The organism is Candidatus Pelagibacter bacterium nBUS_27 (assembly GCF_051200985.1).
Lineage (GTDB): Bacteria > Pseudomonadota > Alphaproteobacteria > Pelagibacterales > Pelagibacteraceae > Pelagibacter.
The window spans coordinates 1,027,583-1,041,241 of record NZ_CP172845.1; the positions used below are offsets into that span (position 1 = coordinate 1,027,583).

Genomic DNA, 13,659 nt, shown 5'->3' on the forward strand with positions numbered 1-13,659 from the left:
TTTTTATTAGATTTGATGCAGATCAATCTTTATTTAAAAAAAAAAGGTTAAAAAATAATATGATTAATAAAATATTATATCTAAATGGTTATGGAATTTATATTTGGTCTGCATATATTTTTACACTTATAAGTTTTTCAATTTTGCATTATTCAATTAAACGACAGTTTGAGAAAGAGAGAGAAATCTTTCGTAAAAAATTTGGTTTACTTGATAATGAAAAAAAACAGGCAGCTTATAGACAAGAAACTAATAGAAAATTATTGGCTTAAAACATAGCTTTTTTACAATATTTAGATTTATTAGTTAAGAATTGATGAAAATAAATTACTCAGGTCTTATTTTTCTATTCCTTGGAATAATATTTTTATGGAAAGATATTAATCAGGACACAATGATGTCACACAGCAACGCTTTATTTTCTATTAATGAAATGACCTGGATGTGGTTCTCAATGGCATTGATCCATTTCTTTGTTATTAAAGAATGTAATTGTAAAAAATAAATTTAAGATAGTTTGTAAAGTTCTTTGGTACTTTTCCAATCACTTGATACATAATTTATAATCAAATTTCTTCTGACTCCAAAAATATATTGTTTAGGTACACCGTGCCATGTATCTTCACCTGGAACAAACATGAATCCAGTATTCTGTTTGTAGGGTGCTTTTGAATGGAATGTTAAATCTTTGTTGTAAATTGTAGTTCCCCAATCTTTTGCATAGGTGTTTGAGTCGCTTGAAAGATAAATTAAAAAAGTTAACATTTTTTCTTTAATATCTAAGTGCGGCTCAAGCCAAAAGTCTCCTGTATCTAATGTATACTCAATACGAAGTTTCCCTTTTGATAACTCTTTTCCACAAATTAAACTTAATGTACTGATAATTCCATCACTGTTAAAAATTTCTGCAATTTCCTCCATACAATCATATTTTTTACAATTTTCATTATTAAAAAATATTCGTGTCATGTTGTTGCTTTCTCTTTTTCCTGAATAAGAATTGATAACTGGTGGATCAATTGGAAGTTTGAGAAATTTATCTACTAAATTTTTTGGCAAAACTTTATCAAATGTCCAATAATTAAATGGGTGTTTAACTGATAAAGCATTATTTAAATTTTTTCTAACATCATTATATTCAAAAAAATTTTTACATATTGGTTTGTCTTTTATCTCTGTTTTATTTAACATTTTATTTCCTTATTAATGTTCAGGTTTAAAAAATTCTGTTTCACCAACTACCTTATTTTTTTCAAGTAAATCAAAATAAGGTGATTTTAAATCTTCAAAAGCTTCATGCCATGTACCTTGGGTTGCAGCTTTAGAATATTCTGTGGATCTACCTTCAAAAAAGTTCATGTGTTCAACAGCATTTAATATAGAGTCCAACCAAGTTAATGGATTTTTTTTAATATTATAAATTCTATCAAGTCCTAATTGAACAAGTCTTCTATCTGCAATCCATCTTATATAATCTTTTACTTCTTGTGCCTTTAGATTTTCAAGAGGTCCCATTTCAAATGAAACATCGATAAAGGCATCTTCCTGTGATACCGCTATTCTACAGGCCTCATAAATCTCATTTTTTAATTTATCTGTCCAAATTTCTTTATTTTCCTTAATGAACACCTGAAACAATCTTATCATTGAATTGCAGTGCAAAGTTTCGTCTCTCACCGACCAAGTTATGATTTGTCCCATTCCTTTCATTTTATTATGACGTGGAAAGTTTAGTAAAATTGCAAAACTAGCAAATAGTTGAACACCCTCAGTAAAAGCGCTAAATATTGCCAGTGTTTTTGCGATATTATGAAGAGAATTCACATCACATTTTTGAAGGTAATCATATTTATCCTTCATAGCTTTAATCTTTAAAAATTCAGAATATTCTGTCTCAGGCAAACCTATTGTGTCTAATAAGTGAGAATAGGCCGCAATATGAACAGTTTCCATTGCAGAGAATACAGACAACATCATTTTCACTTCTGTCGGTTTAAATACATTCATACAGTGACCCATATAATAGTTATTCACCTCAACATCTGCTTGAGTAAAAAATCTAAATATCTGTTTTAATAAATTTTTTTCTGAAGCAGAAATTACTTTTTGCCAATCTCTTACATCGTCTCCTAACGGAACTTCCTCTGGCAACCAATGAATTCTTTGTTGCGTCAACCAAGCATCGTAACACCAAGGATATCTGAATGGTTTATAAATTGGGTCACCAGTCATTAATCCACTTTTATTTACAAACTTAGATGTATCAGAATTAATTTTTACTGTTTGTGCCATTTTTTATATTTGTTCAATCAATACTTTAGCTAATTTTTTAGACTGTCCAAAAAATCTTATTTTTTTAATCATATCTAAATTAGACTTATCATCACCAACGATGACAAACCCTATCATTCCTAAACTCTTGTGTGGAGTACACCAATAGGCATAAATACCTGGAATAGTAAATTCATAACTTACATCTTCATTTAATCTAGATTTAAATTTTTCTACACCATCAGGTACGCCACCTTTTATAAATTCGACGTTATGCCCTTTATCTGTTGCTTCCCAAAAAACTTTATCTCCAACATTAATATTGATAACCTTTTCTGAATAAACCATTCTTTCTTTATCTAGCTTATTTAACATTTTAATATTTATTTCTTCACTCATCGCGTAATTAGAAAATATTAAAAAAAGTATTAATATATATTTTTTCATGATGTAAACAGTTTTCTCCTTTGTGTTTTTTTTAGATTTTTAATTTCTCTATTTAAAATATCAGTATTATTTTTATAAAACTCAATCTCTCTTTTAAGAACACTTATAGTTTGTATGAACTTTTGTGATTCTTCATCCATTTCATCTTTGAGATATTTGTTTTCATTTTGTAATTTTGATATTTTTTCTAGCGTTATACTTTCATTCAAGCTTTTGTCGGATACATACATATTATTAATCTGCAATTCTTGTAGGCTCCATTAGTTGTTCCATTAAATCATTATTCCATTTACCTGTTACTTTCACTTCAGCTTTTGCCCCCAAGATAAACGCTTCAATAAGATTATGATTTAGATAAACATAAGTTCCTGGTTGTCTAAATTTATAAACCATTGCTCCAGCTGCACCTCCAGGTACAAACCAAGTTTCTAAGTTAGTTCTTGGAGGATCATTAAACGATCCGTTTGGCCATACATAATCACCATGTCCACCAATTAAGTGAGGTCGTGTATCTCTATTTGCTTGTGCATGGATAAACATTACCGTTTCACCTACTTTTGCAGTCAAAGCGTTATCTCCCTCTAAAGCACCTTCTGATCCATTAAATACTACATGAGTAGGTGTTAATGTTTTCATCACTTCTAAAACATCGCTAAAACCATCACCTGGGTGAATATATTCCTTGTAATTTCCATTATCATCTTTTGGAAGATAAAAATCCTGTTCTCCAATGTAAAATGCTTTGTCATATGTGATTGGATTTCCCTCTCTGTCTTTCAATCCATCTCTAGGTAAAACCATAACGGCGCCGTTCATTCCTTTAACAACGTGCCAAGGCACCATGGCACCACCCGGTGCACAGTGATAAACAAATACCCCTGGTTTAGTTGCCTTCCATCTTAGTATTACTGCTTCACCTGGTAAAATATGTGTAAGACCTCCTCCACCTAGAGCACCTGTTGCTGCATGAAAATCTAAATTGTGCTCAAAGTTATTCTTTTTAGGATTAACTAATGTTAGCTCAATATAATCTCCAACATGGGCAACGATAAGTGGCCCTGGTACACTATCATTAAAGGCAAAAACTCTGAACTTTGTTCCTTGTTTATCAATAGTGATGACTTTTTCTGTAATACTCATTCTAACTTTAATTACTTTGGGTCCCCCTTTTGCAACTATGTTATGAGCTGGAACTAATGGTGCCGGCACTAGCTCCTGGATAACTACAGGAAGCTTATCTGCTTCACCACTTTTTGCCTGAAATGTAATTGAAATTAATATTAAAGAGATAAAGATAGATATATATTTTTTTGTATTCATATTTTTGCCTGTAATGTAATTGAAATTAATATTAAAGAGATAAAGATAGATATATAATTTTTTGTATCCATAAATATCACCTTAATGACTGATTCAAAATTTTACTTGATCTTGATCAAAGTTTTTATAATTTGATTTGTGTCAAACGTTAGGTGGATAAAAATTTTATGAGATTAAATTGAATATCTTAAGACAATATAAGGAAGTAAAACAAAAAAAACTGTTAAGGTTACATGGAGAATGATGCCTTTGTAATGTGCTTTTGCAAAATCTTTATGTGAAACTTTAAAGCATGAATGATGTATCTTATAAATAAAACTTTTAGGATAACTTCCAAATATAAATACTCGGAAAATTATAAATAAGAAATTAGCTATAATTAGCCACGCTAAAAAATTTACTAAAAGATTTAAATCTAGCTCGCCCATTGATCCCAAAGTTGATTATAAGTGTACTTTTTTTTAGTAAATAATTTGCTATGTGGAAGTGTTGCAACCAAATGTATTCTATCTTCTTCTCCACCATTAAAAAAATTATGGTATTTTTTTGCATTAACTATCCATACACCCCCATCTGCAGGTAAATGAAAAGATCTGTCTTCAATTACAAATCTACATCCTGGATTAGTAATAATTGGTATATGTAACCTTGGTTCTGGATCTTTGTGCCAACTCAAGGTTGATCTTGGTCCTTTTTTTAATATTCGAGTTCTTCCTAAAGCGAATCTTCTAGATAATATATCGTAAACAAATTTAAAATATGTGTTTTCAAACTCTGGTAAAAACTCTGTGAAATTATTTTCCTCTATATAATCTGCTCTGGCCACCTCTTGACCTGAGCTATCTGGTTTCGTCCAATAAAGTCCCCATGAATATTTTCCAGATGTACTATCATCATTACCTGGAATTTTATTAAGAGAAATACTATCTATATGTGACACTGACCCATCACCTTGATCAAATTCTTTTTTTCTTTTAATTTCTCTATAAGTGTCAACCAGTCTATTAACATCAAATGATAAACCTGGAACTTTATAAACTAGATCTTTAATTGACATGATTTTTTTTTAAAGAAATTTAAAAAGAAAAAGTTGATGTGAATCAAAAATATTAAGATTTATTCTGTTACAAATTAGTAGGTCTCACCATGTATCTACCCTACGAGTATCAACATTGTCTCTGAAATGGTGGGGCCTATCCTAGAAAAGATATGGTGAAATCCAAATTGTAGCAAAAGTAATTAAAGAACTTATAGCTATGGCTAGTATCAAAGTTTTTACAAGATTATGTATTTTCATAATTGTAAAATAGATGTTTTTTAAAATTTGATATTGATTTAAATCAAAACTAACATTGGGGTCCGGACCCATCTATTTTTTATATTATGGTATTTGATTGTAATCTAAACCAGTGCCACCTACTCCAGTCTTAAGATTAGAAGTAAATTTTGGCATATAAACAGCAATCAACGTTACCGCTAATGCAATGAATATCATTGCAATCGCAATATTAGCTTTACCGTGATAAGGCCTGTTAGTTAACATGTAGTTCATTATTACTCCTTTTGTTGTAAGTATATTTAAACGATTAATTTTTGTGCTGATATGCATCAAAAAATATCAGTTTTGATCAAAATCAATAATTCATAATTTTGATTTAAACCAAATTTTTTTTTTCATGTTTTGTTAGTTTAAATTAATAGAAAGGAGAAACATGAAATCACTATCAATTATAGACTCATTAAAACCTTTTTCAGTTGGTTTTGATGATATGTTTAAACATTTTGAAGATATTCATCATAGAGAATTGGATGCTTTTGAAACCAACAGAGGTGGCTACAATATTACAAAGATAGGAAAACAAGACTACAACATTGAAGTTGCATTACCTGGCATTGATAAAAAAAATGTCAAAGTTAGTGTTGAAGATAATGTTCTTATAATAAAGTCTTCTTCAAATAATAAAATTGAAAAAGATGATAAAGAATATCTTTATAAAGGTGTTGAAAAAGAAAATATCTGTGCCAGCTTTATTATAAGCAAGGATATAAAAGTCAAAGAGGCGATCATGGAAAAAGGTTTATTATCAATTAAGTTAAGAGAAGAAAAACCTTTGCCAAAATATGTTGAGGAAATACCAATTACTAGCAGGCAATAATATTATGAATAGTCTCAGTTAAATACTGAGGCTATTTAATTTATTTTGAAAGATTAGATAATTTATCGAAATCGTTAATATAGATTTGCTTAGAAGATAAGACTTTAACTATGTTTGAAGTTTTTAATTTAGATACTTCTCTACTTACTGTTTCAATTGTTAAACCTAGGTAATCAGCTATATCTTGTCTTGTCATTGGTAAACTTATTGGATTATTTTGCCAGCCAATTCTTTTTCTTTGATCTGATATATTTATTAAAAACTTAGTAAGTCTCTCTGTGGCATCTAATTTTCCAAGAACACCCATTCTATCTTGAGCCAGTGTTAATTCATGAGATGTTTGATTCAAAAGCTCTTTTGCAAGAACCATATTTTTATCAATGTATTCATCTAGTTTTTTCTGTTCAAAAACACATACACGCACCTGGCCAATAGCTTCTGCACAATAATTGTATTTACCATTTTTATAAGAACCAAAAAAATCTCCAGGATAGAGAAAACCTATTATCTGAATACGACCATCATCAATTAATTGATAAATTTTAACATTCCCTTCAGTAATATTATAAATATTTTTTGCATCATCCTGTTGCAAAAAAATGTTTGCTTTATTTTGAAATTTTTTTTCTGATGAAATATTTGAAAATTCTTTGAGCTTTTCCTCCTGTAGACATCTGCAAAATGAGTATGGTCTAATATTGCACTCTGAGCATCTGCTCTTTTCGTTAAATTCTTTATTCAATTGTGCTGACTGCATACCAAAATATATAAACAAAGTATAAATTGTTATTGATCCAGATCAAATAGTTCTTTTAAATTTAGGATAGATACAAAGTGTGCTTAGTACAAATAATACGAACAATCTGCCAGGTCTCAATATTTTAAGATTTCAAGATAGTGACTTAAACTTAATGGGTATTTTACCTTTATTAGCTGAAGAATTTCCATCTTGGGGGTTAGATAGATTAAAAAGTTATGTTAGATTAGTTCTAAAACAAGAGTCGAACGGTATCTTGGTTGCAAAAAATAATTCTTTGTACAATGTTGGTTTGCTAATTTACTCAATGCAAGACATTATAAATAAAGGCTTTTCCAAAAATGCTAAAAAAGAATTTTCTAAATGTTTAGTTGTAGAAAATTTAATTTCTTCAAGTCCTGTTTTGGAAAAAAAAGTTTATCTACAACTTACTAATAGAGCTGTTGATATTGCCGAAAACAATAGCTGTGAAATTGTTGAACTACCTAGATTTAATTCTTCATTTGATTTGGTAAAAAAAAAATATGAAAAAAAAATTGTTAACTCAGATGGATGGAGAACCTTTATTAAAATTGATAAAATATTAACAGCTAATAAAGAGCTTTAATTAAATTATAAAACTTTCCAGTCTGTTTCAAAGGTAACATAATTTACCTGAATACAACGTCTTTCTTTAACTATTTTCTTTTTTTCCATACCGTGCCAAGTATTGGGACCACTAGTAAACATGTATCCGTAATTATTTTTGTATGGAACTGTTTTTACTTTTTCTAATTTATCATTATAAAAATCTGTTCCAAGTTCCTCTGACTCGTTAGTATTATTAACAAATATTAATCCTGACATTAGTTTCTCTTTAATATCACAATGAGGTTTCAACCAAAATCCCTCACGATCGCAAATAACCTCAACTCTAACATATGAGTTTGATAAATCTTTATTGATCATTTTTGAAATAGCTTGATGCACTTCTTTAGATTGAAGTTCGTTAATGAATTTAACTAAATTTGGAAATTGTTTTTCATTTTCTTTAGTTACAAAACATCTAAATTTTATTGCCTCACCACCAGAAGCTATTCCTTCTCTAAACTCAGCAGCCCCACCATCAATTGCTCTAGTTCCATCATAATTTAAATTATGTTTACTTACATCTGGAATATCTGCTTTGATTATCTCTTCTATTGCACTCTCTGTAAGTGCATTATGGTATTCCCAGTGATCAAAAGGAAATTCGTGTTTTTTTGATTGGTTTTGAATTGAATCTAAAAGTGACATTATGAATTAATTTGTTGTTTGATAATACTTGCTACTCTATTCGTTTCGTCTAATTTTTGATAGTTCCAATTTTCAATCTCTTCACCTAAAATTCTAGTTATATTTAATTCTCTAAATAAATTTCTAAATCTTTGAAATCTTTTGTCATTTTTTTTTGGCAAAATATTAGCTACATAAATAGGTTTTCCCGTTAAAGCTGCCTCAGAGATCATTGAGCTAGAGTCGCATGTAACAATAATATTCTCTGCAATTGCTAGAGCTGACAGGTAAGCTTTTTTATCGACATCCATTATAACCGTATGATTATCTCCAAAAAATTCTTTGGCATAATGAATTGTGTTTATTGGTGTTCTCATTGAGGGGATTATAACTAGTTGAAAATCATGTTTTTTTAGCAATTTATATAACATCGTAAAGATATGTTTCATATTCTTTGTGGAATAATCGTAATACTTTGTTGGACCACCCATAATTAATGTCCAAATTTTTCTTTCATCTTTTTTAACAAATGAATTTAAGTAATCTTTATTTTCAGTAATTTCATTTTCTGTAAGATAATGAATGGCGCCTTTGGTGTTGATAACATTTTGACCTTCTAATCCATCGTGTTCTGGGGCAACAATAAAGTCAAAATGATTTAAATCTACTTTTGGATCTTGAATATGAATGTTAAATACTTTTTTACTAGCTTTATTTTTTAAATGAATTGATGGGATAACACTTTTGCGTCCACAAGATATAATCACATCAAAGTCATCTTGATTAATTTTTTGATACACATTTTGTGAAATGGGTGTCAGCTTAGGCGGTATCACTTTCCAAAAACTATTTAGTTCAACTGTGTGGTGTGTAAAATCGATATCTAAGGCTTTTGCCAAACCCTCTACCTGACTAATCATGCCGTGCATTCCTTGAGTTAATAATATGCCTTTTAATTTAGTCATTAATCACTATATAGCTTCCATATGAGTCAAAATCCAACAAAACACACAAAAGTGTTAATAATAGGATCTGGTCCTGCCGGATACACTGCAGCAGTTTATGCGGCACGTGCAATGTTAAATCCAATTTTAGTTTACGGCGTTCAACCGGGTGGGCAATTGACAACAACTACGGATGTTGAAAATTTTCCAGGTTTTGCAGATGTAATTCAAGGTCCTTGGTTAATGGATCAGATGAAAGATCAGGCTAAAACAGTTGGAACAGAAATGATTGAAGATCATATCTCATCGGTAAATTTAAAATCTACACCCTTTGAAGCTGTTGGCGATAGTGGTCAAAAATATACGGCAGATAGCATTATAATTTCTACAGGCGCTCAAGCTAGATGGTTAAATTTAAAATCAGAACAAGAATTCAGAGGTTTTGGAGTTTCAGCTTGTGCTACTTGTGATGGTTTTTTCTTTAAAGATAAAGAAGTTGCAGTTGTTGGTGGTGGTAATGCTGCTGTTGAAGAAGCAATGTTTCTCACAAAATTTGCATCAAAAGTTAAATTAATTCATAGAAGAGATGAACTAAGAGCTGAAAAGATGCTTCAAAAAAAATTAATGGAAAATAAAAAAATTGAAATTATTTGGGATAGTGCTGTTGATGAAGTTATCGGAGATAATGATCCTAAAAATGTTAAAGCAATTAAAGTTAAGAATTTAAAAACTAACGATATTCAAGAAATGAAGATTGATGGGTTATTTATTGCGATTGGACATGATCCAGCCACAGCTTTATTTAAAGAACAATTAGATATGGATAAAGAGGGTTATTTATTAACTAAACCAGATTCTACAGAAACTAATGTCCCTGGAGTTTATGCTGCTGGAGATGTTAAAGACAAAACTTTTAGACAAGCTGTAACAGCTGCGGGGATGGGCTGTATGGCTGCGCTTGAAGCTGAAAAATTTTTATCTCACTGATAAGAGCCATTAAAACTTAATACAAACTAGAGGAAAACAAAATGACTGATAAAGTACTACTAACTGGAATAAGTGGCTGGATAGCGAAACATATAGCAATTGAATTATTAAATTCTGGGTATGAAGTTTTGGGAACTGTTAGAAGTCAAAATTCATTAGAGAAAACTAAAAAAACTATAAGCGAATATGTTTCAACAGATAAATTATCATTTGTTGAATTGGATCTTTTAAAAGATGAAGGTTGGAATGATGCTGCTAAAGACTGTAAATATATTATACATACTGCTTCTCCTTATCCCATGAAAAGTTCAAGAAATAGAGAAGCTTTAGTTCCAGCTGCTAAAGGGGGAACTTTGAGAGTTTTAAATGCGGGTATAGAGGCTAACATTGAAAAGATAGTTCTAACATCATCAATAGCCGCAATGTTTAAAAGACCAAATAGAACCAACCCTTACAATGTCGGAGAAAATGATTGGTCAGATACTGAATGGAGTGGTTCTAACGATTATATTATATCTAAAACTAAAGCTGAGAAAGTTGCCTGGGAATTAATGGAAAGCAAAGGATTGAAAGATAAATTAACTGTAATTAATCCAGGTGGTGTTAATGGTGATGCATTAGATGATAAAGAAAATACATCGACTAAATATGTTCAACTTTTCCTTAAAGGAAAATATCCAATGGCTCCAAATTTTGGAATATTAATTTCTGATGTAAAAGATGTAGCAAAAGCACATGTACTTTCATTAAAAAATTCTAAAGTAAATGGAAGACGTCTATTAATTGGTTCAGAAGTTAAAAAAATGCTGGAAATTTCTAAAATTATGCAAGAAGAGTTTCCACAGTACGCAAAAAAACTACCAAAAAAAGAAATGCCAAACTTTATGTTAAAATTAATTAGTTATCTGGATTCATCTGCAAAACTTATGGTACCAGAACTAGGCATTCTAATGCAAACAGATACTTCATATGCTGAAGACTTATTGGGGATAAAATTTAAACCAGCACGAGATAGCATCAAAGATGCTGGAAACTCAGTAATAAGACTTGGGTTGATTTAAGATCTTAATCGATCGTTATTTTTGTCAAAGATAGGTTCGTCAATTATTTTTGCTTTGATTTTTGCTCCTTGAATTTTGATAAATAACTCATTTCCTATGTTTGCACAATCTGGCTTAACATATGCAAAAGCTAAACTTTTTTTAACTCTAAAACCATAAGCTCCAGAAGTAGTAAGTCCCACTTTCTTATCATCAAAGTACACAGGTTCATTTCCATGTGCATCAGCATCTTTTGCTTCAACCTCAAGATATACCAGCTTAGTTTCTATTCCATTATCTAGTAATTTTGTTACTGCTTTGGACCCTTTAAATTCATTTTTCTTTTCAAGATTAAAAAATTTATCAAGACCTGCTTCAACAACACTAATTTCAGGAGTAAGTTCAGTTCCCCATCCTCTATATCCTTTTTCAATTCTCATAGAATTCATTGCTCGAGTTCCAAAGTCAATAATACTTTCTTGTTTACCTTCTTTAATAATAAGATCATAAATTTCACTCATCTGATCTATTGAATGATGAAGCTCCCAGCCTAATTCTCCCATGTAATTAACTCTGAGTGCAATTACATCTATATTATTAATCTTTATATGCTTTGATTTTAACCATGGAAAATTTTCATTACTTAAATCTGAATCTGTTAATTTTTGAAGTACATTTCTAGATTTAGGTCCTATTAAACCTAAAACTCCTTTTTCAAGAGTTACATTTTTGATTATAACTCTCTCACCTTCTTGTTTATTATGATTTAACCAGTCTAAGTCTCTTATTTCTGAAATAGCTGCGGATAAAGCATAATAATGATTATCTTTTAATTTAGTAATTGTAAACTCAGTTTGAATTCTGCCAATATCATTTAGAGCATGGGTTAAAATAATACTTCCATCTTTTTTAGGAATTCTATTCGAGCATAATCTATTTAAAAATTGATAACTATCCTCTCCTGTAATTTCAAATTTAGAAAAACTACTTAAATCAATTACACCAACATGATTATGAACATGCTCACATTCATTTTGAATATATGGAAAAACGTTATTTCTTTTGTAACTTAAAGCTTCTTTAACATTATCTTTATTAAACCAATCAGGTTTTTCCCATCCATATAAATCAAAATATTCTGCACCTTTATCTTTAAGTTTTTGATATATTGGCGTGGTTTTCATTGGCCTTCCAATTTCAATTTTATCATGAGGCATTGGAGTGACATACATTCTTCGATATTGTTCCTTTGACTTTTCAACAGAATAATCTTTATTGACCCAACTCATGTAACGTCTTGGTTCAAATTCTTGCATGTTAATTTCTGAGTCTCCATGAACAATCCATTGAGCCATGTATTTTCCTGCTCCACCTCCATGTGCAATACCAATGCTTGCAGCACAAAACATCCAAAAATTTTTAAGGCCAGGCGCTGGTCCTGCTAAAAAATTATCGTCAGGTGTATGAGTAATAGGACCACATATTATTCTTTTTATTCCAACATCTTTAAATTCAGGGATTCTATCCATACCTTTTTCTAAATGATCTGCAATTCTATCTAAATCAGGTTCTAGTAATTCCATATCAAATTTCCAATCCATTCCATCTAATGCCCAGGCTGCTACATCTTTTTCATATGGGCCAATTAATAATCCTTTGCCTTCTTGTCTTAAGTAAGATGAAGAGTCTGGATCTCTAACAACTGGTAATTCTTTATCTAATTTTTCTATTTCAGGATGAGCTTCCGTTACTAGATATTGATGAACCATATTAATACTTGGCACATTTTTTAACCCAACCATTGCAGCTACTTCAGGACAAAAACTTCCAGCAGCATTTACAACATGCTCACAAATTATATCTCCTTTTTCAGTAATTACTTTCCACTCACCCGAGGATGTTTTTTTAATGTCGGTTACTCTATTTTTTCTGTAAATTTTAGCTCCTCCATTCCTAGCGCCTTTAGCCATTGCATTCGTTGTGCTCGTAGGATCAGTATAGCCATCTTCAGTTGTTAAAAATGCTCCTTTAATTCCATCAAGTTTTATAAATGGATGATATTTTTGAATTTCTTCTGTAGAAATTATTGAACAAGGCGCACCTACTATATCCAATACTCCTTTAGTGTAATCAAACCATTCCAAATCATCATTTGTATATGCAAGTCTTAAACTTCCTGTTTCATGAAAACCAGTTGGCTGACCAGTCTCTTTTTCAAGATTTTTATAGAGATTTGTTGAATGAAGATGAATTTTTGCAAGATTCAAACTTGTTAACATATGTGGACACTGACCTGCGGCATGCCAAGTAGAACCAGAAGTAAGTTCGCTTTTTTCAATTAAAACCACATCACTCCATCCTTCTTTGGTTAAATGATATAAAAGACTTACACCCATTATACCACCTCCAATAATTACTAACTTTGCATGTGATTGTATTTTGTCCATAAATTTTAATAACAATATATTTTAGTTAGAAATAAA

General features: G+C 30.4%; 18 protein-coding genes. 6 read left to right on the plus strand and 12 right to left on the minus strand.

Going from position 1 to position 13,659, the window contains the following annotated elements; genetic code table 11:
* Nucleotides 1-59: 59 nt before the first annotated feature.
* Both ACIJYG_RS05505 and ACIJYG_RS05510 read left to right on the plus strand, forming a co-directional pair.
* Nucleotides 60-272: a heme exporter protein CcmD gene (locus tag ACIJYG_RS05505; RefSeq protein ID WP_435087874.1), complete on the plus strand. Its 213-nt coding sequence runs from the start codon at nucleotides 60-62 to the stop codon at nucleotides 270-272.
* A 44-nt stretch (nucleotides 273-316) separates the two neighbouring features.
* Nucleotides 317-505: a hypothetical protein gene (locus tag ACIJYG_RS05510; RefSeq protein ID WP_435087875.1), complete on the plus strand. Its 189-nt coding sequence runs from the start codon at nucleotides 317-319 to the stop codon at nucleotides 503-505.
* 2 nt (nucleotides 506-507) lie between these two features.
* On the opposite strand, the gene ACIJYG_RS05515 is transcribed toward ACIJYG_RS05510, so the two are convergent.
* The 8 genes from ACIJYG_RS05515 to ACIJYG_RS05550 all read right to left on the minus strand — a co-directional run bounded on the left by ACIJYG_RS05515 (nucleotide 508) and on the right by ACIJYG_RS05550 (nucleotide 5,647).
* Nucleotides 508-1,191, minus strand: coding sequence for a 2OG-Fe(II) oxygenase (locus ACIJYG_RS05515; protein ID WP_435087876.1), 684 nt, complete (start codon nucleotides 1,189-1,191; stop codon nucleotides 508-510).
* A gap of 12 nt (nucleotides 1,192-1,203) precedes the next feature.
* Nucleotides 1,204-2,292: a ribonucleotide-diphosphate reductase subunit beta gene (locus tag ACIJYG_RS05520; protein WP_435087878.1), complete on the minus strand. Its 1,089-nt coding sequence runs from the start codon at nucleotides 2,290-2,292 to the stop codon at nucleotides 1,204-1,206.
* 3 nt (nucleotides 2,293-2,295) lie between these two features.
* Complete coding sequence (locus ACIJYG_RS05525; RefSeq protein ID WP_435087879.1) at nucleotides 2,296-2,718, minus strand: plastocyanin/azurin family copper-binding protein; 423 nt, start codon at nucleotides 2,716-2,718, stop codon at nucleotides 2,296-2,298.
* On the minus strand, nucleotides 2,715-2,948 hold the full coding sequence (locus ACIJYG_RS05530; RefSeq protein ID WP_435087880.1) for a hypothetical protein: 234 nt from the start codon (nucleotides 2,946-2,948) through the stop codon (nucleotides 2,715-2,717). The genes ACIJYG_RS05525 and ACIJYG_RS05530 overlap by 4 nt, the downstream gene beginning before the upstream one ends.
* Nucleotides 2,949-2,952: 4 nt before the next feature.
* Nucleotides 2,953-4,038, minus strand: coding sequence for a copper-containing nitrite reductase (nirK, locus tag ACIJYG_RS05535; protein WP_435087881.1), 1,086 nt, complete (start codon nucleotides 4,036-4,038; stop codon nucleotides 2,953-2,955).
* A 173-nt stretch (nucleotides 4,039-4,211) separates the two neighbouring features.
* On the minus strand, nucleotides 4,212-4,466 hold the full coding sequence (locus ACIJYG_RS05540; protein WP_435087882.1) for a DUF6868 family protein: 255 nt from the start codon (nucleotides 4,464-4,466) through the stop codon (nucleotides 4,212-4,214).
* Nucleotides 4,454-5,095 (minus strand): aspartyl/asparaginyl beta-hydroxylase domain-containing protein, encoded by a 642-nt coding sequence (locus tag ACIJYG_RS05545; protein ID WP_435087883.1) that lies wholly within the window; start codon nucleotides 5,093-5,095, stop codon nucleotides 4,454-4,456. Before ACIJYG_RS05545 ends, ACIJYG_RS05540 begins: the two co-directional genes overlap by 13 nt.
* Nucleotides 5,096-5,419: 324 nt before the next feature.
* A complete protein-coding gene (locus tag ACIJYG_RS05550) occupies nucleotides 5,420-5,647 on the minus strand; it encodes a hypothetical protein (RefSeq protein ID WP_435096058.1) in 228 nt (75 codons plus the stop codon).
* 103 nt (nucleotides 5,648-5,750) lie between these two features.
* On the opposite strand from ACIJYG_RS05550, the gene ACIJYG_RS05555 reads away from it, so the two are divergent.
* Entirely contained in the window at nucleotides 5,751-6,194 is a 444-nt protein-coding gene (locus ACIJYG_RS05555; protein WP_435087885.1) for an Hsp20 family protein, read from the plus strand.
* A 40-nt stretch (nucleotides 6,195-6,234) separates the two neighbouring features.
* On the opposite strand, the gene ACIJYG_RS05560 is transcribed toward ACIJYG_RS05555, so the two are convergent.
* A complete protein-coding gene (locus tag ACIJYG_RS05560) occupies nucleotides 6,235-6,951 on the minus strand; it encodes a Crp/Fnr family transcriptional regulator (RefSeq protein WP_435096061.1) in 717 nt (238 codons plus the stop codon).
* Between the two features lie 79 nt (nucleotides 6,952-7,030).
* Here ACIJYG_RS05560 and ACIJYG_RS05565 point away from each other — a divergent pair, with 79 nt between their 5' ends.
* A complete protein-coding gene (locus tag ACIJYG_RS05565) occupies nucleotides 7,031-7,558 on the plus strand; it encodes a hypothetical protein (protein ID WP_435096064.1) in 528 nt (175 codons plus the stop codon).
* A 5-nt stretch (nucleotides 7,559-7,563) separates the two neighbouring features.
* Here the strand turns inward: ACIJYG_RS05565 and ACIJYG_RS05570 are convergent, their stop codons facing one another.
* Complete coding sequence (locus tag ACIJYG_RS05570) at nucleotides 7,564-8,226, minus strand: hypothetical protein (RefSeq protein ID WP_435096067.1); 663 nt, start codon at nucleotides 8,224-8,226, stop codon at nucleotides 7,564-7,566.
* Nucleotides 8,226-9,170 carry a mitochondrial fission ELM1 family protein gene (locus tag ACIJYG_RS05575; RefSeq protein WP_435096070.1) on the minus strand — a complete coding sequence of 315 codons (945 nt, stop codon included), beginning with the start codon at nucleotides 9,168-9,170 and terminating at the stop codon, nucleotides 8,226-8,228. The genes ACIJYG_RS05570 and ACIJYG_RS05575 overlap by 1 nt, the downstream gene beginning before the upstream one ends.
* Nucleotides 9,171-9,191: 21 nt before the next feature.
* On the opposite strand from ACIJYG_RS05575, the gene trxB reads away from it, so the two are divergent.
* Together trxB and ACIJYG_RS05585 are read left to right on the plus strand one after the other, a co-directional pair.
* Nucleotides 9,192-10,136, plus strand: coding sequence for a thioredoxin-disulfide reductase (gene trxB, locus ACIJYG_RS05580; protein WP_435096073.1), 945 nt, complete (start codon nucleotides 9,192-9,194; stop codon nucleotides 10,134-10,136).
* Nucleotides 10,137-10,177: 41 nt separating this feature from the next.
* Nucleotides 10,178-11,197, plus strand: coding sequence for an NAD-dependent epimerase/dehydratase family protein (locus ACIJYG_RS05585; protein ID WP_435096076.1), 1,020 nt, complete (start codon nucleotides 10,178-10,180; stop codon nucleotides 11,195-11,197).
* On the opposite strand, the gene ACIJYG_RS05590 is transcribed toward ACIJYG_RS05585, so the two are convergent.
* Nucleotides 11,194-13,623: an FAD-dependent oxidoreductase gene (locus ACIJYG_RS05590; RefSeq protein WP_435087894.1), complete on the minus strand. Its 2,430-nt coding sequence runs from the start codon at nucleotides 13,621-13,623 to the stop codon at nucleotides 11,194-11,196. The two genes, ACIJYG_RS05585 and ACIJYG_RS05590, sit on opposite strands and share 4 nt — an antisense overlap.
* Nucleotides 13,624-13,659 lie beyond the last annotated feature (36 nt).